This is a genomic window from Actibacterium naphthalenivorans (assembly GCF_014196965.1).
Taxonomy (GTDB): Bacteria; Pseudomonadota; Alphaproteobacteria; order Rhodobacterales; family Rhodobacteraceae; genus Actibacterium_A; species Actibacterium_A naphthalenivorans.
In genome coordinates this window covers 92,572-112,415 of sequence record NZ_JACIEQ010000003.1, presented here as the reverse complement: position 1 = coordinate 112,415, position 19,844 = coordinate 92,572, and the positions used below count along the sequence as shown (strand labels likewise).

The 19,844-nt window shown below is 66.1% G+C and carries 17 protein-coding genes; 6 read left to right on the top strand and 11 right to left on the bottom strand.

Annotation, left to right across the window (positions count from 1 at the left end; genetic code table 11):
• Positions 1 to 27: 27 nt before the first annotated feature.
• Both GGR17_RS11800 and GGR17_RS11795 read left to right on the top strand, forming a co-directional pair.
• Positions 28 to 846 (top strand): trypsin-like serine peptidase, encoded by an 819-nt coding sequence (locus GGR17_RS11800; protein ID WP_157445604.1) that lies wholly within the window; start codon positions 28 to 30, stop codon positions 844 to 846.
• A 154-nt stretch (positions 847 to 1,000) separates the two neighbouring features.
• Positions 1,001 to 1,462, top strand: a complete 462-nt coding sequence (locus GGR17_RS11795; RefSeq protein WP_054539752.1) for an Hsp20 family protein — start codon at positions 1,001 to 1,003, stop codon at positions 1,460 to 1,462.
• 81 nt (positions 1,463 to 1,543) lie between these two features.
• Here GGR17_RS11795 and GGR17_RS11790 read toward each other — a convergent pair whose 3' ends face one another.
• From GGR17_RS11790 to GGR17_RS11760, 7 genes are all read right to left on the bottom strand, one after another.
• Positions 1,544 to 3,706, bottom strand: a complete 2,163-nt coding sequence (locus tag GGR17_RS11790; protein WP_054540465.1) for an esterase-like activity of phytase family protein — start codon at positions 3,704 to 3,706, stop codon at positions 1,544 to 1,546.
• Positions 3,707 to 3,807: 101 nt separating this feature from the next.
• Complete coding sequence (locus tag GGR17_RS11785; RefSeq protein WP_054539751.1) at positions 3,808 to 5,280, bottom strand: NAD-dependent succinate-semialdehyde dehydrogenase; 1,473 nt, start codon at positions 5,278 to 5,280, stop codon at positions 3,808 to 3,810.
• A gap of 65 nt (positions 5,281 to 5,345) precedes the next feature.
• Positions 5,346 to 6,332 (bottom strand): P1 family peptidase, encoded by a 987-nt coding sequence (locus GGR17_RS11780; RefSeq protein ID WP_054540464.1) that lies wholly within the window; start codon positions 6,330 to 6,332, stop codon positions 5,346 to 5,348.
• A gap of 91 nt (positions 6,333 to 6,423) precedes the next feature.
• Positions 6,424 to 8,025: an ABC transporter ATP-binding protein gene (locus tag GGR17_RS11775; protein ID WP_054539750.1), complete on the bottom strand. Its 1,602-nt coding sequence runs from the start codon at positions 8,023 to 8,025 to the stop codon at positions 6,424 to 6,426.
• A complete protein-coding gene (locus GGR17_RS11770) occupies positions 8,022 to 8,843 on the bottom strand; it encodes an ABC transporter permease (protein ID WP_037209395.1) in 822 nt (273 codons plus the stop codon). The genes GGR17_RS11775 and GGR17_RS11770 overlap by 4 nt, the downstream gene beginning before the upstream one ends.
• Complete coding sequence (locus tag GGR17_RS11765; protein ID WP_037209397.1) at positions 8,840 to 9,787, bottom strand: ABC transporter permease; 948 nt, start codon at positions 9,785 to 9,787, stop codon at positions 8,840 to 8,842. The genes GGR17_RS11770 and GGR17_RS11765 overlap by 4 nt, the downstream gene beginning before the upstream one ends.
• 114 nt (positions 9,788 to 9,901) lie before the next feature.
• Positions 9,902 to 11,371, bottom strand: a complete 1,470-nt coding sequence (locus GGR17_RS11760; protein WP_054539749.1) for an ABC transporter substrate-binding protein — start codon at positions 11,369 to 11,371, stop codon at positions 9,902 to 9,904.
• Between the two features lie 181 nt (positions 11,372 to 11,552).
• Here GGR17_RS11760 and panB point away from each other — a divergent pair, with 181 nt between their 5' ends.
• Positions 11,553 to 12,386, top strand: coding sequence for a 3-methyl-2-oxobutanoate hydroxymethyltransferase (panB, locus tag GGR17_RS11755; protein WP_054539748.1), 834 nt, complete (start codon positions 11,553 to 11,555; stop codon positions 12,384 to 12,386).
• A complete protein-coding gene (gene panC, locus GGR17_RS11750) occupies positions 12,383 to 13,237 on the top strand; it encodes a pantoate--beta-alanine ligase (RefSeq protein ID WP_054539747.1) in 855 nt (284 codons plus the stop codon). The genes panB and panC overlap by 4 nt, the downstream gene beginning before the upstream one ends.
• Positions 13,238 to 13,295: 58 nt before the next feature.
• Here panC and GGR17_RS11745 read toward each other — a convergent pair whose 3' ends face one another.
• The gene (locus tag GGR17_RS11745) at positions 13,296 to 14,582 is read right to left on the bottom strand and encodes an acetylornithine deacetylase/succinyl-diaminopimelate desuccinylase family protein (protein ID WP_054539746.1); all 1,287 of its coding nucleotides are present in this window, start codon (positions 14,580 to 14,582) and stop codon (positions 13,296 to 13,298) included.
• Positions 14,583 to 14,643: 61 nt separating this feature from the next.
• On the opposite strand from GGR17_RS11745, the gene GGR17_RS11740 reads away from it, so the two are divergent.
• Positions 14,644 to 14,982: a hypothetical protein gene (locus tag GGR17_RS11740; RefSeq protein WP_369817411.1), complete on the top strand. Its 339-nt coding sequence runs from the start codon at positions 14,644 to 14,646 to the stop codon at positions 14,980 to 14,982.
• Positions 14,983 to 14,989: 7 nt separating this feature from the next.
• Entirely contained in the window at positions 14,990 to 15,664 is a 675-nt protein-coding gene (locus tag GGR17_RS11735; RefSeq protein ID WP_054539745.1) for a DUF1523 family protein, read from the top strand.
• A 209-nt stretch (positions 15,665 to 15,873) separates the two neighbouring features.
• Here GGR17_RS11735 and GGR17_RS11730 read toward each other — a convergent pair whose 3' ends face one another.
• From GGR17_RS11730 to GGR17_RS11720, 3 genes are all read right to left on the bottom strand, one after another.
• Positions 15,874 to 18,234: an aldehyde dehydrogenase family protein gene (locus GGR17_RS11730; RefSeq protein WP_054539744.1), complete on the bottom strand. Its 2,361-nt coding sequence runs from the start codon at positions 18,232 to 18,234 to the stop codon at positions 15,874 to 15,876.
• Between the two features lie 4 nt (positions 18,235 to 18,238).
• Complete coding sequence (gene deoC / locus GGR17_RS11725; RefSeq protein ID WP_255353439.1) at positions 18,239 to 19,246, bottom strand: deoxyribose-phosphate aldolase; 1,008 nt, start codon at positions 19,244 to 19,246, stop codon at positions 18,239 to 18,241.
• A 73-nt stretch (positions 19,247 to 19,319) separates the two neighbouring features.
• The gene (locus GGR17_RS11720; protein WP_054539743.1) at positions 19,320 to 19,658 is read right to left on the bottom strand and encodes a hypothetical protein; all 339 of its coding nucleotides are present in this window, start codon (positions 19,656 to 19,658) and stop codon (positions 19,320 to 19,322) included.
• Positions 19,659 to 19,844 lie beyond the last annotated feature (186 nt).

Genomic DNA, 19,844 nt, shown 5'->3' with positions numbered 1-19,844 from the left:
GGCCGGTGCCGCGGGCAGGGAGATGACATGCGCGGTTACCTGACACTCATGCTTTTGGTTCTGGCCCTTTGCGGCTCGGCGCTTCAGGCGCAGGAAAGCACCCTGCGATCGTTGCAGACGGCGAATGACGGCAAGGGCTGGGAAGCGGTCGGGCGGCTGAACATCGGCACCCGCGGGTTTTGCACCGGTGCCCTTGTCGCGCCCGATCTGGTGTTGACGGCGGCGCATTGTCTTTACGACAAATCCACCGGCCGGCAGGTGAGCCTCGAGGATCTGGAGTTTCTGGCGGGCTGGCGCAACGGCCGGGCAGAGGCCTATCGCCGGGTGCGGCGGGTGGTGGAGCATCCGCGCTATAGTTTCGCCACGGCAGACCGCGTTGACCGGGTTGCCTATGATCTGGCGCTCGTGGAGCTGGAGCGGCCGATCCGGCTGACGGGGGTAACGCCCTTCGATACGGCCCGGCGCCCGCGCAAGGGTGATGAGGTGGGCGTGGTTTCCTATGCCGAAGACCGGGCCGAAGCGCCTTCACTGCAGGAGGTGTGCCACGTTCTGGCGGGGCGGGCCGGTGTCTTGATGCTGTCTTGCAGCGTGAATTTCGGCTCTTCCGGGGCGCCGGTCTTTACCTTCGAAGATGGCGTACCCAGGATTGTTTCCGTGGTGTCGTCAAAGGCGGAGGTCGGAGACAGGCCGGTGGCTCTGGTGGCGTCTCTGGCGGGGTCGCTCGATCTGATGCGCAGCCGTCTGGCCGCGGGCGAGGGGCAGACCGCCGACAGCCTGCCGCTGGCGCGGCGCTTTTCGCAAGACGGGGTGCGCAGCGCGGGCGGTGCGAAATTCGTCCGGCCCTGAAGGGGCCGAACGGCGCCTCGCGCGCCGGGCTTGAAACCGGAAAATGACCTTCCCACATTTAAGCCGTGCAGGTGCCATACGGGCCTGTTTTCGACGATTGCCCGTCCCCGAGGGGAGGGCTGGATAACTGCATCGCTCAACGGAGGATGATGATATGCGAAGCTTTGACCTTTCGCCGCTTTACCGTGCCACCGTCGGTTTCGACCGCGTGGCCGACATGATGGACCGGGTTCTGACCAATGATGTCGCCCAGTCGACCTATCCACCTTACAACATCGAAAAAACCTCGGACAACGGCTATCGGATTACCCTGGCCGTCGCCGGATTCACGGCCGACGAACTGTCGGTTGACGTGAAAGACAACGCGCTGATCATTGCCGCGCGCAAGGCGCCCGAGGAAGGTGAACGGACCTATCTGCATCGCGGCATCGCGACGCGTGCGTTCGAACGCCGCTTTCAGCTTGCCGACCATGTGAAGGTCAGCGGCGCCACCCATGCCGACGGCATGCTGCATATCGACCTTGTGCGGGAAGTACCCGAAGCGCTAAAGCCGCGCCGGATCGAGATTGCCAGTGGCGGTGCGATCGAGGCGCAGGCGGTCGAGGCGCAGGCCTGATCCTTTTCGCCAGAAGCTGAACTGAAACGCAGGGCGCGCGGCCATCGGGCCGCGCGCCTTTTCCATTGGCTGGGGCCGGTTTTATTCGGCCTTGCCGATCGACCAGAAGAAGGTCTCGCCCGAGCTGTCGTCGACACCGTCATTGTCGGTGGAAACGAAGATCTCGCCATCCGGCATGATCGCCAGACCTTCGATCTTGTCCACCACATAGCCGCCGAAGGATTGCAGATCGGGGATCAGGTCGCGCACCTCTTCCTTGTTGACCACCGGCAGATCGCCGCCCAGCGGCGCCGGTACCATCTCGGCGGCGGGGATGCGGTAGATCTTCTTGGTCACCGCGGCCGCGCCGATCTGGTTGTCACGCTCGATGACATAGAACCAGTCGCCATGCGCCACGATTTCCGAAAGGCCCGTCCAGCCTTTGGCGGGCTCGGCCTTGGGGTAAAGAACCGCGCCCCATTCCTGGGTGCCGGTGTTATAGGCGACCAGTTTCACGTGGTTCGCCGGATCATCGTTCCACTCGCGCTGAACCGCCATCCAGAGTGTGTCGCCAACCATGGTGACGCCCTCAAAGCCGAAGCGTTTCTCGACCGCCATCAATTCGGCCGGCAGGCCGATCTCTTTCTTGATTTCGCCCTTGGCGTTCACGTTGTAAAGCGCGTGCGGCACAACCCGGTCGGTCCGCCCTTCGGAGGCGACCCAGAAGCCGCCGTTGCCGTCCAGTGTGATGCCTTCCATGTCCAGCTTCTGCGCGGGCATGCCGGCGCGGGTGACATAGATGGCGTCGGTGATGCGGGCCGGAGTGGCGCCGACGTCGATCTTGAATATCGTGGGCTGATAGCCATAGAAGCTGTCGTTCACCGCCCAGACGGTGCTTTCGCCATCGGCGACCATGCCGGAAATCGCGCCCCAGCCGATCAGCCTGTCGGCGCCGGCCGATGTCAGCTGCGGATAGGCCGCCGGTGCATCCTGATATTCGTAAAGCATGACATGGCTGCGCACGCCGCCATCCTCGATCAGGTCGGCCTCGTTGGCGGACACCATCAGGTTGCGCGACGGGATCGCCACATAGCCTTCGGGCGCGATGCCCGAGGGCAGGATCTGCTTCAGCACCGGGGCGGCGGGATCGGTCACGTCATAGACGCCGACGACCGAGGCGCGCTCGGCGCCCACAAAGACCAGCGGCGTGCCGCCGAATGTGCCCACCTCGATCGACTCGGGCTCGATGCCTTTGGCGTCCGACCGCTTGTCGGGGTAGTGGCCGATCTGGATCACCGCCTGCTCGAAAGAGGTGCCGGATTCGTAAACCACGGTGCCGTCCTTGGCGAAGATCGTCCAGCCGCGCGAGCCGCCTTCGTAGTCACCTTCATTGGCGATGGCGAAATGGGTGTCGTCGATCCATTTCACCGCATCGGGTTCGCGTTTGCGGCCCGGCTGGCTTTCGGTGAAGAGCAGCGCGCCGCGCTCGTCGGTGGCGTCGACGCCTTCCAGATCAACCGTGCCGGCCGGGAAATGCGCGATGACGGTGCCGTCTTTCGCCACCACCGCCAGGTGGTTGTTCTCCTGCATCGTGACGACGGTTTCGCCCAGGCTGTTGACGTCGACGAATTCGGGCTCGGGGTCCGAAGGGGCAATCTCTGCCAGACCGGTCATGTCGACAGTCTTCAGGGTGCCGCAATCCAGCGCGCCATCCTTGACGCCGACCATCACCAGCGCCCCGGCGGGCATCTGCGGGATGACGCCATCGTTGAGGTCCTCATCGCGCTCGTTCTCGATCGCCACGGTGATAAAGCTGCCGTCCTTGGCCTTGGCCACCGAATCCGGCTGGCCGCCCAGATCGCAGGCGCCCAGTTCGGCCTTGGTGGTCAGGTCGATGGCTTTCAGAATGCCCGACGGGGCCACATAGCTTTCCGAGGTGTTCACGCCGACAAAGGCCACCTTGCCGATGATCGCCACAGAGGTCGGCTCGCCGCCCGTGTCGATATTGCCCAGCGGCTTTGGTGCCTTGGGATCGGTGATATCGACCAGGCCCAGCACGCCCAGCGGGCTGTCGGTATAGGCCAGCATCATGCCGTCATCGGTGGCGGCGATGATCTCGGCCGAGGTTTCGCGGCCCGTGTCCTCGCCCGCCGCCATGTTGGCGATGGTCGGAAAAGAGGCGATGCGGTTGAAATTCATTTCGGCGGTGGCGGCGCCAGCACTAAGCGCCAGTACCGAGGTGAGGCCCAGAAGGCGTGCGGTCATGGAATATGTCCCCCAAATGCAGTATTTTGCCTGATCGGATTGGCGATTTTCCATGACCGCCCGGTAACGTTTGAATGTCAGTTCTGTAAAATAGAGACGTCTCAGACCGACATGCAGATGTATTTCATCTCCAGGTAGTCCTCGATCCCGTGGCGCGAGCCTTCGCGGCCCAGACCGGACTGTTTCACGCCGCCGAATGGCGCCACCTCGGTCGAGATGATGCCGGTATTCACACCGACGATTCCGTACTCCAGCGCCTCGGCCACCTTGTAGACCCGGCTCAGATCCCGCGCATAGAAGTAAGATGCGAGACCGAAGATCGTGTCATTCGCCATCGCGATCACATCCTCGACAGTATCGAACTTGAACAGGGGGGCCAGCGGGCCGAAGGTTTCTTCGGTGGCGAATTGCATTGCCTGCGTGGCGCCCGTCACCACGGTGGGTTCGAAGAAGGTGCCGCCGTTGCCATGCCGCCGGCCGCCCCGCAGGATCGTCGCGCCCCTGGCGGTGGCGTCGGCCAGATGTTCCTCGACCTTCTGCACCGCCTTGTCAGTGATCAGCGGGCCCAGATCAGTGCCCTCCTGCAACCCGTCGCCCACCTTCAGCGCGGCCACCGCCTCTGCCAGTTTCGCGGCGAAGGCATCGTAGACGCCAGCCTGCACATAGATGCGGTTGGCGCAGACGCAGGTCTGGCCGTTGTTGCGGAACTTGCAGGCGATGGCACCGATCACGGCCTCGTCCAGATCGGCGTCGTCGAACACGATGAAGGGCGCGTTGCCGCCCAGCTCCATCGAACATTTCTTGACCTGATCCGCCGCCTGCCGCAACAGGATGCGCCCGACATTGGTGGAACCGGTGAAGGTGATCTTGCGCACCAGCGGGTTCTCGCAGAACTCCTGCCCGATCCCGGCGGCATCCGTTCCCGGAATGACCGAAAACAGCCCCTTCGGCAGCCCGGCCCGGTCGGCCAGCACCGCCAGCGCCAGCGCCGACAGTGGCGTTTCGGCGGCGGGCTTGGAGATGAAGGCACAGCCGGCGGCCAGCGCCGGGCCCGCCTTGCGGGTGATCATCGCGTTGGGAAAGTTCCATGGCGTGATCGCGCCGACCACGCCCACCGGCTGACGGATCACCATCAGCCGCTTGTCGGGCTGATGGCCGGGGATGGTCTCGCCATAGATGCGCTTGCCCTCTTCGGCGAACCATTCGATGAACGCAGCGCCATAGGCGATCTCGCCCTTCGCCTCGGCCAGCGGCTTGCCCATCTCGGCGGTCAGGATCGTGGCCAGATCATCCTGATGCGCCATCATCAGATCATACCAGCGCCGCAGGATTGTGGCGCGCTCCCTGGCGGTGCGGGCGGCCCAGTCCTTTTGCGCCACCTGCGCGGCGCCGATCGCGCGGGCGGTCTCGGCCCGGCCCAGATCGGGCACGGTGCAGATCACATCGCCGCGCGCCGGGTTGGTCACCTCGAACGTGGCGCCATTGTCGGCATCGGCCCATTCCCCGGCCAGATAGGCCCTCGTCTCCAGAAGGCCGGGATCGCGCAAAAGGCTGCGAAGTTCGGTTGCGGGCATCGGTCATCCTCCCCTTGGGTTACCCATGGCAAATCACGCGCCGCGGGCCTTGTCCAGCCGCCGCATCACCCGAACCTGTCCTGCCAGGTCGGCAGGCTGTCGCCCGGCGCCGGGGTCGCATGATAGACGCCGCGCGCGATGGCCCGGGCAAGGCAGGTGGCGGCTGCATGGCCAAGCTGCAGCGCATCGCGCGCCGGATCGGGCAGGGGCATGGCCCCGGTGGCGGCGGCGAACACCAGATCGCCGTCGAACTGTGTGTGGCTGGGCAGGATGGCCCGGGCCATCCCGTCATGCGCGGCAATCGCCACCCGCGCGGCCTGGGCTTGGGTCAGGGCCGCATCGGTCGCCACGATGGCGATCGTCGTGTTCCCGCCCTGATCCCCCTTGTACCGTGGTGTCCGGCCAGGGTCGTGGCGGCCATATCCCCGGCCGCCGAACTCCGCCCCCATCTCGAACGGCGCTGCCCAGAATTCCGGCCCGTCGCCCATCGTGACCGCCCCCACCGGGTTGACCGCAACCAGCGCGCCGACAGTCACACCACAGGCCAGCACCACGGAGGCCGAACCAAGGCCGCCCTTCAGATTGGCGGTGGTCGCACCGGTGCCCGCCCCCTTGGTGCCAAGCGCGAATGTCTCGCTGGCCTGATCCAGCGCCGCGCGCCCCAGCGCCCTGTAGGGGTTCTCCACCCAGTCCTTCGCGCCGCCGTTCATCAGATCGAACAGGATCGCGCCGGGCACGATCGGCACCGGCTGATCGCCCACCAAAAATCCGCGCCCCTGCTCGCGCAGCGCATCGGCCACCCCCGATCCCGCGTCCAGCCCGAAGGCAGAGCCCCCCGAAAGCACCAGCGCATCGACCTCCTGCACCAGCCGGTCGGGCTGCAACAGATCGGTCTCGCGTGTGCCGGGCGCGCCGCCCATGATATGCACCGCCGCCGTGAACGGCCTGTCGCCGATCAGAACGGTGACACCGGTCTTGATCTCCAGGTCTTCGGCATTGCCGACGCGCAGCCCGGGCACATCGGTGATCAGGTTGCGTGGCCCCTGTTGCATCTCGCGCATGCTCCTTCTTTTTCGTCCAAATATCCCGCGGGGTCCGGGGGCGCGAAGCCCCCGGCGCCCACCGCAAACGGCCCGCCGGGGATCAGCCCCCGGGCCGCGCCTCGCCGTCGCCCCGCCACCCTGCCGGAATCACCGGCGCCGCGGCAATCAGCATCTGCGTATAGGCATGCCGGGGCGCGCCGAACACCGCCTCGGTCGGCCCCTGCTCGACGATCTCGCCGGCCTTCATGACCATCACCCGGTCGGTGATGCTGCGTACGACACTCAGATCATGGCTGATGAACAGATAGGTCAGCCCGAACTCCGCCCGAAGCGCTGCCAGCAGATCCAGGATCTGCGCCCGCACCCGCACATCCAGTGCCGAGACGGCCTCGTCCAGAATGATCAGCTCCGGCCGGGTGATCAGGGCGCGGGCGATGGCGATGCGCTGGCGCTGGCCGCCGGAAAACTCATGGATGAACCTGTCCGCATCCGAAGGCCGCAGCCCGACCGCCTCAAGCGCCGCGTCGATCCGCGCCCCGGCATCGTCGGGGCGCCCGGCAAGGTGGAACGGCTCGGCGATCAGCCGCCGCACCCGGTGGCGCGGATTGAAGCTGCCATAGGGGTCCTGAAACACCACCTGCATCTTGCGCCGCATATGCGCCGGCATCGGCTCGCCCGCGTGCACCGCTTCGCCATCCAGCCGGATCTCGCCGCCCTGCAGCGGCTCCAGCCCCAGAATGGCACGGGTCAGGGTGGATTTGCCGCACCCGGATTCGCCAACCAGCCCCAGGCTTTCGCCACGCCGGATGTCGAAGCTGACCTCGTTGACCGCGCGAAAGGGCGGCGGCCGCCGCAAAAGCGCCGCGCGGGGCCGGGGATATTCCCGAATCACGCCGTGAACACGCAAAAGCGGGCCCTCCTGCGGCACGGCAGTCTGCGGGGGGCGGTGGCCGGAGGCCTCGAACAGCTGCCGGGTGTAGGGGTGGCGCATGTGGCGAAACAGTTCTTCGGTCGGGCCCTGTTCGACGATCCTGCCCTGCTGCATCACCGCCAGATCATCGGCCATGCCCGCCACCACCGCCAGATCGTGGGTGATCAGCAGAAGGCCCATCTGCTCCTGCTCCACCAGTTCCTTCAGCAGATCCAGAATCTGCGCCTGTGTGGTCACGTCCAGCGCCGTGGTGGGCTCGTCGGCGATCAGCAGTTCGGGGCGCAGGGCGATGGCCATGGCGATGCAGACCCGCTGCCGCTGCCCGCCCGAAAGCGCGTGCGGATAGCGCGACAGCGGGAATTTCGCGGCGGGCAGGCCGACCCTGTCCAGCCGTTCGCGCGCCATCGCCAGCGCCTCGTGGCGGTTGGCCCGGCCATGGATCACCAGCGTTTCGGCCACTTGTTCGCCGATTGTCTGAACCGGGTTCAGCGCGGTCATCGGCTCCTGAAAGATCATGCCGATGCGGTTGCCGCGAATGGCGCACATCCCGCGTTCGGGCAGCGACAGCAGATCGGTATCGCCCATCATCGCCCGCCCGCTCAGCGTGCTGCCCTCGGGCGCCAGTTGCAGCAGCGCCAGCGCCGTCAGCGATTTGCCAGAGCCGCTTTCGCCGACCAGCCCGAACACCTTGCCCGGCGCCACGCGGAACGTGACATCGCGCAGGATCGGCTGGCCGTGGATCGCCAGCGAAAGCCCTTCGACCGCGATCATTCGCGCGCCCTCCGCAGGCGGGGGTCCAGCGCGTCGCGCAGCCCGTCGCCCATCAGGTTCAGCCCCAGAACCATGCCGACGATCGCCAGCCCCGGCAGGATCGCAAGGCGCGGCGCGGTGTAGATCATCGTCTGCGCATCGGCCAGCATCCGGCCCCAGCTCGGCGTCGGCGGCTGCGCGCCAAGCCCGACGTATGACAGGCCCGCCTCGGCCAGAATGCCGAGCGAAAACTGGATGGTGCCCTGCACGATCAGCAGGTTCAGGATGTTGGGCAGGATATGCTCGGCACTGATGCGCAGCGCGTTCTTGCCCGCAACGCGCGCGGCGAGGATATAGTCGAGCGTCCAGATCGACAGCGCGCCGCCGCGGGTGACGCGGGCGAAGACCGGGATGTTGAATATGCCGATCGCCAGAATCGCGTTCAGCGCCGAAGGCCCGAAGACGGCGGTGATCAGGATGGCGATGACAAGCGAAGGGAAGGCGAAGATCAGGTCATTGCCGCGCATGATGATCTCGTCCAGCAGGCTGCCCCGGCGCGCGGCGGCGGCAAGGCCCAGCGGCACCCCCGCCGCCACGCCGATGCCCACCGCCACCAGCGCCACCGCGATCGAGGTGCGCGCGCCGACCATCAGCATCGACAGGATGTCGCGGCCGAAGTGATCCGTGCCCAGCAGGTAGCGGGCCGAGGGCGGCTTCAGCCTGTCGGCGATGCTCAGCGTGCTCACCTCATGCGGCACCCACAGGAACGAGGCCGCTGCCGCCAGCACGAACAGCCCCGACAGGATGGCGCCGATTATCAGTTGCACCGGCCATCTCATCGCCGGTGCCTCAGGCGCGGATCGGCCGCGGCATAGGCCAGATCGACAAGGAACGTCACAAGGATCACCGCGAAGACCAGCAGCATCACCACACTTTCCACCACCACGAGATCGCGCTGGGTGATGCCCTGAAAGATCAGCCGCCCCAGACCGGGCAGGAAGAACACGTTTTCGATGATGATCGCCCCGGCCAGCAGGAACGAGAATTGCAGCCCGATGATCGTCAGCACCGGGATCAGTGCGTTGCGCAGCGCATGGCGGGTGATCGCCTGACGGCGCGACAGGCCCTTGGCCCGCGCGGTGCGGATGTAATCCTGCCCCAGCGTTTCGATCAGCGCCGAGCGCATGACCCGCGCCAGGATCGAGGCCTGCGGCAGGGCAAGCGACACGGCCGGCAGGGTCAGCGCCTTGAGCGCCGCAAAGGCGCCCGCCTCCCAGCCGGGAAAGCCGCCGGCCGAGAACCAGCGCAGGTTCACCGCAAAGACCAGCACCAGCAGCATGGCAAACCAGAAATTCGGCACCGCCACGCCCAGCTGGGTGGCCGCCATGATGCCGTAATCGGCGGGCCTGCCCCGCCGCGACGCCGCGATCAGCCCGATGGGGAAGGCGATGAGCGTCGACAGACCGAGCGCGTAGAGCGCGAGCGGCAGCGAAACCCAGAGCCGTTGCAGCACCAGTTGCGACACCGGCACCCGGTAGGTGTAGGATTGCCCGAAATCGCCCGTCACCATGCCGCCGACCCATGACAGATAGCGCGCGGCGCGCGAGCCGTTCAGGCCCAGCTCGTCGCGCAGGGCGGCCACCGCCTCGGGCTCGGCGTTGAGCCCGAGCATGAAGGCCGCCGGATCGCCGGGAACAACCTCGATCACCGCGAAGATCACGAGGCTCGCGGCGATCAGGCTGAGGCCGAGGGAAACAAGGCGTGTGGCGGCGAAGCGAAGCATGTGCCGGAGGTTAGAGAGGGACCGCCCCGCGCGCCAGAGCGATTGCGCCTCGGGCGGGAACGGAAAAAGGGCGCCGTAATATCGGCGCCCTTCCCCGAATGCCCGCGTAGGGTGTCACTCCTCCCAGGTAACACCCGTCAGGTCATTCGCCTGTGTGGGCGCGTTCTCCCATAGGCCCTTTATCTTGGCATTGGCGACCCCGGTCTTGGCAAGCTGAAAAAGATAACCGTTGACATAATCCATCGCGATTTTTCCCTGCGCGGCTTTCAGAAGGCCCGAACGTGCCTCTGGCGCCGAGGTGTTATCCAGCAGCGCCAGCAGCGCCTGAAAGCCCAGGTCGTCATACTGGAAATAGTAATCCGGCCGGGCGTAGATGCCGATATCCATCGGTTCGGTATGGCTGACGATGGTCAGATCGAAATCCTTGCCCCGGAACGCCTGCTCCAGCCATTGCGCCCATTCCATGTTGGTGATCTCGGTCGTGATCCCGATCTCGCGCAGCTGGGCCGCGATGATCTCGCCGCCGCGCCGGGCATAGGTGGGCGGCGGCAGGGCCATGCGCAGGGTCAGATCCGACACGCCGGCCGCTTTCAGCAGGGCCTTCGATTTCTCGGGGTCATAGGCCGAGATGCCGGTCAGGTCGATATAGTCGGGGTTATGCGGCGCGAAATGGGTGCCGATGGGGGTGCCATAGCCGAACATCGCGCCGTCGATGATATCCTGCCGGTTGATGGCATGGGCGACGGCGGCACGCACGCGCACGTCATCCAGCGGCTTTTGCTTGTTGTTCATCGCCAGCACCGTCTCGCCCTCGGTCGAGCCGACGATGACGGTGAAGCGCGGATCGGCCTTGAACTGCTCCAGCGTTTCGGGCGCCGGGAACACCGGGAAGGCATCCACATCGCCCGCCATCATCGCGGCGAAGGCGGCGTTGGGATCGGAGATGAACCGGAACGTGGCTTTCGATAGGGCGGGGGCGGCGCCCCAGTAATCGGGGTGACGCTCTAGTTCTATCCGGTCGCCCTGGACCCAGCGGGCGAGCTTGAACGGCCCGGTGCCGACGGGCGCGGCGGCGTTGGTTTCGGCGCTTTCGGGGGCCACGATCACCGCATCGCCCCAGGCCATCTTGAACGCAAAGCCGCCATCGGGGGCGGACAGGGTGATGCGAACCGTCAGCGGATCGATGACCGCGACATCGGCGATCCCGGCAAAGAGCGCCTTCTGCGCATTGGTCGAATCCTCCGCCCGGGCGCGATCGAGCGAGAATTTCACATCCCCGGCATCCATCGCGGTGCCATCGTGGAATGTCACGCCGGGCGCCAGGTGGAAGGTATAGGTCAGGCCGTCTTCGCTGATGTCCCAGCTGCGCGCGAGGCCGGGGATGATCGCGCCATCGGCGGCGAAGCGGGTGAGGCCTTCGAAGATGTTGGCATAGGTTACTTCGTCGATCGCGGCGGCGGCGCCGCCTGTCGGGTCGAGGTTGGGCGGCTCCAGCTGCATACCCAGCGTGATCGTATCCTGTGCGGCAAGGGCGGGGCCCGCGCCCAGGGCCAGTGCCGCCGCCGTCATCCGGATGATGCGCATTTCATGTCTCCCTTTTCGGTCCGCGCTGGGCGCGGCTTTGCCGACATGAAACGCCGGGCGGGCCTGCAAAGCAAGCATCTTGCATGTGCAATATCGGCGTGGAGGGCAACAGCGGGCTGGCTTTTCCGCGCCGCGGCGGTATAACGCGCCCCACATTTCGGCAGCCGTGGGAGGAGAGCCGTTGAGCGCGACGACGAAACTGAAGGTGCCGACGCCGGCGGATATCGTGGCACGGAAGGGCGGGGCGCCGCTGGTCTGCCTGACCGCCTATACCACGCCGGTGGCGCAGCTGACCGATCCGCATTGCGACATCGTTCTGGTGGGGGACAGCGTGGGCATGGTGCTGCACGGGCTGCCTTCGACCCTTGGTGTGACAATGGAGATGATGGTGTTGCACGGGCAGGCCGTCGCGCGCGGGCTGTCGCGCGCCATGATGGTGGTCGACATGCCCTTCGGATCTTACGAGGAAAGCCCCGGGCAGGCATTTCGCAATGCAGCTGCGCTGGTGGCGGAAACGGGCTGCGCCGCGGTCAAGCTGGAGGGCGGGGTCGAGATGGCGCCGACGATCCGCCATCTGACCCGCCGCAGCATCCCGGTGATGGCGCATATCGGGCTGACGCCGCAGGCGATCAATACGCTGGGCGGCTACCGCGTGCAGGGCCGGGGCGAGGATGCGGCGCGGGTGCTGGCCGATGCCGATGCCGTGGCCGATGCCGGCGCGTTCTCGGTGGTGCTGGAGAAGGTGCCCGAGCGGCTTGCCGACGAGATCACCGCGCGGCTTGCGATTCCGACCATCGGCATCGGCGCGTCGGCCGGGTGCGACGGTCAGATTCTGGTGGTGGATGACATGCTCGGCCTGTTTACCGCGTTCAAACCCAAGTTCGCCAAGCGCTATGCCATGCTGGGCGCGGATGCCGACAAGGCCATCGCGGCCTATGCCGAAGAAGTGCGCGCCCGCAGTTTCCCCGCGCCCGAGCACCTGTTCGGCGACGCCCTGCCGGAGGCAAAGGAATGACCACACCGATCCTGCGCCAGCGGGCCGATCTGCGCGGCGTGACGGCCGAATGGCGCCGCGCGGGCGAACGGGTGGCGGTGGTGCCCACCATGGGCGCACTGCATGAGGGGCATCTGAGCCTTGTGAAGGCGGCCCGGGCCGCGGCAGACCGGGTGATCGTGACGATCTTCGTCAATCCCCGGCAGTTCAACAATGCGCAGGATCTGGAAAGCTATCCCAGGACAGAGCAGGAAGACGCCCGCAAGCTGGCGCCGTTTTCGGTGGATGCGCTTTACGTGCCGGATCTGGATCAGGTCTATCCTGACGGGTTTTCGACCAATATCAGCGTTTCGGGTGTCAGCGAGGGGCTGTGCGGCGCCAACCGGCCCGGGCATTTCGACGGGGTGGCGACGGTTGTAACCAAGCTGTTCCTGCAAACCGGCGCCGATCTGGCATTTTTCGGCGAGAAGGATTTTCAGCAGCTTCAGGTGGTGACGCGGCTGGCGCGCGATCTGGATGTTCCGGTGCAGGTCACCGGCTGCCCGACCGTGCGCGAGGCGGACGGGCTGGCGCTGTCATCGCGCAACCTCCGGCTGTCGGCCCGGGCGCGCGGCATCGCGCCGGCGCTGTTCGCGGCGATGTCGGCGGCGGCAGGCCGGATCGCGGCGGGCGCGCCGGTTGCCTCTGAGCTGGATCGGGCGAAGGCCGAGATCCTCAAGGCGGGGTTCGCCGAGGTGGAATACCTCGAACTGCGTGCCGAAGACGGGCTCGCGCCCCTGCCAGCGCTGACCGCCCCCGCGCGCCTGCTGGCAGCGGCGTGGCTTGACGGGGTGCGGCTGATCGACAATATCCCGGCGGCGCCGGCGGGCTGAGCGCGCGCGGGAAAGAGTTTCATGCCTCCGGCGGGGATATTTCGGGAAAGATGAAGGATCAGCCGGTCAGCAATTCGGCGAGGGTGAGCGCCATGACCTTGGCGCTGTCCAGCATGTCATCGATGCCGACCCATTCATCGGGCTGATGCGCCAGATCCAGAATGCCGGGGCCATAGGCGATGCAGTTCTTCAGCCGCCCGATCCTGTCGATATGTTTCTGGTCATAGGTGCCGGGCGAGACGACATAGGCGGGCTGTTTCGCCAGCACTTTCTCGATGGCCTCGGCCACGGTCTTCACCACCGGCGCGTCGCGTTCCGTCATTGTCGGCTGCACTTCGAAGAGGTCGCGGATTTCGTACTGGAAGCTCGGGCGCTGTGCCTTTACCCGCTCGAGCAGCGCAGTGACCTCACGCTTCACCTCGGTGACATCCTCTTCGATCAGGAACCGGCGGTCGAGGATGATGCGGCAACGGTCGGCGACGCAGGGCGCGGGCAGGCCGGTATAGCCGGGCTCCTGCTCGGGCTCGCCACCGTGGATGGAGTTGATGTTCAGCGTTGATTGCCGGGCGCCTTCGGGGACGACTGGCATGGCCGTGTGTTTGGTGGCCAGCAGCGGATAGAGAGTCTGCTCGATTTCCTCCAGCACCGCGCCCATGTGGCGGATGGCGCTGTCGCCAAGGAAGGGCATCGAGCCGTGGGCGATGCGCCCCTTGGTTTCGATCTCGGCCCACCATACGCCGCGGTGGCCCAGGCAGATACGGTCTTTGTTCAGCGGCTCGGGGATGATGACATGCTGCACCCGCGACGGATCGAAGTAGCCTTTTTCGGCCAGATGGGCCACGCCGCCGTAGCCGCCCGATTCCTCGTCCGCCGTGGCGGAGATTTCCACGGCGCCGGTATAGTTGGGGCAGGTTGCGATGAAGGCCTCGGCCGCGATGACGGAGGCCGCCAGACCCCCTTTCATGTCGCAGGCGCCCCGGCCATAGATCCGCCCGTCCTTCATGACGCCTTCAAAGGGATCAACGCTCCAGCCATGGCCGATCTCGACCACGTCGTGGTGTGAGTTGAAATGCACGCATTCGCCGGGCCGCGCGCCTTCGTGGCGGGCGATGATGTTCCAGCGGGGGTGTTTGGAGCTGTCGGCGGGGGTGCCTTCGGCGCGGACCAGTTCCACGCCGAACCCCGACCGCGCAAGCCGCTCGGCGAGATAGCCGCAGATCTCGCGGTAGTTCAGTCCCGGCGGGTTGAGGGTGGGGATGCGGATCAGATCCCGGCAAAGCGCCACCAGATCATCGCGCCGTGCGTCCACCGCCGTTTGCAGCCTGTATTCGATTGCGTCGCCCATGGCGAAACCCTAGCGGGCGGGCGACGGAGCGGCAAGGCCGCGGCGTGCGGCGGAATAGGCGGTGGACAAGACGGGCCGCCGGACGGCACAGTTCACTGAGTTGATGGAAGGATGGCGCATGCTTGGGTTGATACGCCTTGCCGTTGCCGGGTTTGTCGGGCTGACTGTGGTCTATGTGGTGGTCTCGCTCTATTCGCGCTCGGTGCGACGGGAGAGGCTGGAAGAGCGCGCCGCGGAAAAGATTGCCGAAGGAGACCTTGAGGAATCACGGCGAGAGGCCTTTATCGAAAAAGGAATGCGCGACTACGAAGAATCCCTTCGCCGCAAGCTGATCCTGGGGGTCTTCGTGGTGCCGGTGATTGCCGTGATCGCAATTGTTGTTGCGACGAATTTCATGTGAGGAACCGATGCGCTACGTCAAATGGACTGTCCTGACCCTGCTGGGGCTCTTTGTTTTCGGCTTCCTGCACTACACGCTGCCGCAGCGCGATATCGTGCGGATCGTGAATACCGATGTCCGGCGGATCGATTTCGGCGAGAACTCGATCTTCTGGGCATCGCCCGACGTGGGAACCGACACCACGAGCGCGAACCGCGATGTGCGTTTCATCGAGGCGATCCGCCCCAATGGCAAGCCCATCGTCTATCGCAATGAAGATACCGGCTGGGGCTGGCCACCCTATTTCAAGCTCGACAGTTCCAACCTTCAGGCCGAAGCGCGCGACATGGTGTCCACCTCCGACAATCCGAAATGGGTGGCGCTGAAACACTATGGGTGGCGCAGCGAATTCCTGACCATCTACCCGAACGCTGTGGGCGTGAAACAGGTCGCGGGGCCGGATGTGCGGCTGATCCCCTGGACCAGCCTGTTCGTTCTGATACTGCTGGCGCTGGCGCTTGTTTTCCTGTGGCGTCTCTGGGCGCAATTCCGCGAGCGCACCATTGACCCGCTTCTGGAAGATGTCGAGGAAACCTGGGATGCGGTGGATGACCGCGCCGATGCCGCGCGCGACCGTGCCAAAGGCTGGTGGGGGCGCATGCGCGACCGCCTGTCCGGAGCAAGAAAACCGCCGCACAAGTAAACGCCGGCCCCTTCATCTTTCCCTAAATATCCCCGCCGGAGGCAATAATGTTTTTCCGGTGCGCCGTGAGATTTCTTGCCTCCGGCGGGGATATTTTAAGAAAGATGAAACCAATATCAGGTGGTGTCGGACCTGCGGTACAGGCGGGGACGCCGATGGCCGTGAAAGGTGAAGGCACCCTGTCCGGCCAGAGCGGGGCAGGGTGTTTTCTATTCGCCGTAGGGGATCCAGATATTCTGCACTTCGGTCGCGGCGCGCAGGAATTCGCGGCCTTCGCCTTCGTCGGTCACCCAGTCGCGGGAGCGGGCGTTGTTGACCCAGCTGCGCTTGAGGTTGCCTGCGGCGGCCTTCTCGATGACCGCCGACAGGTCGGATGAGGAGAACGACCAGATCGCATCCACATCCAGATGGCCCGCGAGCGGCGGGGCCAGTTCCGCATGGCTGCCTGTGACGATGTTCACCACGCCGCCCGGCAGGTCGGATGTGTCGAGCACCTGATAGAAGTCGGTGGCGGCCAGCGGATAGGGTTCCGACGGGATCAGGACGCAGGTGTTGCCCATGGCGATGGCGGGGGCCATGACCGAGACGAGGCCCAACAGCGGCGCGTCGTCGGCACAGAGCGCGCCGATGACCCCGACGGGTTCGTGCATCGCCAGAGCCACGCCGCGGATCGGTACGGAGTGGACGGCGCCGTCGTATTTGTCGGCCCAGGCGGCATAGGTGAAAAGCCGCGCGATGGCGGCGTCGACTTCGGCCTGCGCCGTCTTGCCGTGCTGGCCGGTCAGGCTGCGCAGGCGGTCGGCGAATTCGCCGCGCCGGGCCGACAGGTTTTCGGCGATGAAATAGAGGATCTGCGCGCGCAGGTGGCCGGTGGTCTTGCCCCACCCGGAGGCTTTGCGGGCGGTTTCCACCGCGTTGCGGATGTCCTTGCGGCTGCCGAGGCCCATATGCCCGAGCAGGCGGCCCCGCGGGCCGAAGACCGGGCGCGAGTAGCCGCCATCGGGCCGGGCCTGCTTGCCGCCGATATAGAGTTTGGCGGTCCGGTCGAGCGGGTCGGCGATTTCGGGCTCTTCGGCTTTGGCTTCGGGCAGGACGGGTTTCAGCGGCTTGCTGGCGCGGGCGGGTTTGAGATAGGCGTGGATGCCTTCCCAGCCGCCTTCGCGGCCGAAACCGCTTTCGCGCATGCCGCCAAAGCCGGCGGCGGCGTCGAACAGGTTGGTGGCGTTGATCCAGACGACGCCGGCCACCAGTTTCGGCGCGATGTCCAGCGCGAGGTTGATGTTCTCGGTCCAGACGCTGGCGGCCAGGCCGTAGCGGGTGTTGTTGGCAAGCTGCACCGCCTCGTCCGGTGTGCGGAAGGTGCAGCCGACCAGAACGGGGCCGAAGATTTCCTCCTGCATCAGGCGGGCGGCCGGCGACAGGCCGGTGATCAGCGTGGGCGGGTAGAAACAGCCCTGATCGGGCAGGGGGCAGCGGGCGTGATAGACCGTACCCTCTGGCCCGGCCTCGGCGACCATCGCGGTGATCCGCTCAAGCTGGACCGGGTCGACGACGGCGCCCACGTCGATGCATTTGTCCAGCGGGTCGCCCAGGCGCAGGCCGTCCATCCGGGCGCGAAGCTTGTCGTAGAATCGTTCGGCGATACCTTCCTGCACCAGAAGACGCGAGCCGGCGCAGCAGACCTGGCCCTGGTTGAACCAGATCGCATCGACCAGCCCTTCGACGGCGCTGTCGATGTCGGAATCCTCGAACACGATGTAGGGGGATTTGCCGCCCAGCTCCAGCGTCAGCGCCTTGCCGCTGCCTGCGGTGGCTTCGCGGATCTTGCGGCCGACCTCGGTCGAGCCGGTGAAGGCGATCTTGTCGATGCCGGGGTGGTTCACGATCATTTCGCCCACCGCGCCATCGCCGGTGACGATGTTCACCACGCCCTTGGGCAGGCCGGCTTCGCGGCAGATATCGGCGAAGAGCAGCGCGGTGAGCGAGGTGTATTCGGCCGGTTTCAGCACCACCGTATTGCCCGCCGCCAGCGCCGGGGCCACCTTCCACGCCAGCATCAGCAGCGGGAAGTTCCACGGGATGATCTGGCCGCAGACGCCCAGCGGTTCATGCCCCGGCAGTTCGGTTTCCATCAGCTGGGCGAGACCCGCGTGGTAATAGAAGTGCCGGTGCACCAGCGGGATGTCGATATCGCGGCTTTCGCGGATCGGCTTGCCGTTGTCGAGCGTTTCCAGCACCGCGAAAAGGCGTGCGTGTTTCTGGATCAGCCGTGCCAGCGCGTAAAGATACTTGGCCCGCTCGTGGCTGGACAGGCGGGCCCATTTGCCCTGCGCCTTGCGGGCGGCGGCTACGGCGGCGTCAACGTCTTCGGTGCTGGCCTGTGACAGCGTGGCCAGAACCTCGCCGGTGGCGGGGTTGCGGCTTTCGAACCCGTCGCCGGGGGCGGTGAAGCCGCCGCCGATGAAATGGCCGAACCGGTCGCCGCCATCCACCAGCCAGGCCAGCGCCTCGGCCGCGCTTTCGGGGGCGGGGCCATAGTCCATGGTGCTGAAAATCTCGGAAACGGTCATGGCGTCATCCCATCGGGTGGCGGTAGCCGGCCGAATACTGGCCGGTGACATGGTGTTCAAGCTGACGCTCGATATCGCCCAGAAGCGACGAGGCGCCGAAGCGGAACAGATCGGGCTGGAGCCAGCGCGTGCCCAGCTCATCCTTCAGTAGCGCGAGGTAGTTCAGCGCGTCCTTGGCCGTGGAAATGCCCCCGGCGGGTTTGTAGCCGACGCGGTGGCCGGTGCGCTGATGATAGTCGCGGATGGCGCGGATCATCACGAGCGACACCGGCAGGGTGGCATTGACGCTTTCCTTGCCGGTGGAGGTCTTGATGAAATCCGCCCCCGCCATCATGCAGACCAGGCTGGCGCGGGCGACGTTGCGCAGGGTGCCAAGCTCTCCGGTGGCCAGGATCGCCTTTACATGGGCGTCGCCGCAGGCCTCGCGGAAGAGGCGCATCTCGTCATAGAGGGCCTGCCAGTCGCCGGTGAGCACGTGGCGGCGGGAAATCACGATGTCGATTTCGGCCGCCCCGGCCTTAACGCTTTCGCGGATCTCCTGCACCCGCAGCGGAAAGGGCGACAGGCCCGCGGGAAAGCCGGTGGAAACAGCGGCGACGGGGATTCCCGTGCCCCTCAGCGCCTCGACAGCGGGCTCGATCATCGCGTGATAGACACAGACGGCGCCGGTGTGGATCGGCCCCATGCCGAGCGCCTCGAGCAGATCGGCACGCACCGGTTGCCGCGCCTTGGCGCACAGGCGGCGGACGCGCCCCGCGGTATCATCGCCTGCCAGCGTCGTGAGGTCGATCAGGGTAATGGCCTTCAGCAGCCACGCCGCCTGATAGTCTTTCTTCACCGACCGCCGGCCGGGCAGCGAGGCGGTGCGGCGTTCGATGGCCGACGTGTTGGCCTGCACGCCCTTCACCCAATCCATGTCCAGCGCCATTCCGGGGTTGCGCGCATGGCTGAGCTGCGGCAGCGACCCGGCGCCGGTGGCGGTGGCCTGAAGGGTTTTGGGGTCGGTCTGCACGGTACCTCGCCTCCCGTCCGTTGCCTTGGGAAGGTCGCATGGGGCGGGGCGGATGGCAAGACGGGCCGCAGGGTCAGAGGGTCAGGAAATAGGGATCATGCGCCTGCCAATAGGCCATAAGCTCGGCAGCGGTGGCGTGGGGCAGGCCGAGCGCCTCCATCGCGTAAAGGTCGGTTCCCAGGATCGCGGCAAGCCGCAGCGCATGGTCGGCGGCGGGACGTGAGGGGCTGCCGGGGGCAAAGAATTCCTCGATCGTCGAGGCGGCGGCGACAAGCGCGAAGATCAGTGCCAGGGGTGACGCGTCCGGCGCCTCGCGGGCGAGGTCGCGCACCACATGGCGCCATCCGTCAGGGCCTTTCAGCAGCGCCTCGAGCGCGGCGCGGGTCAGTTGATCGACCGGGGCTTCAGGCATTGCCAAACGCACCGCCCCCCGGCTTTGCCACCGTCACCGGCCCACCTCGCACTGGCAGGGCGAACAACGTCGGGCATGGTCGGAAAATCGGGCCATATGCATTCCCTCTATTGAATATATATTGCCCGGCGGGATGTATCGCGGGCAGAAATATGTTGTTCTCGAGCAGGGACGGATGATCGTCCA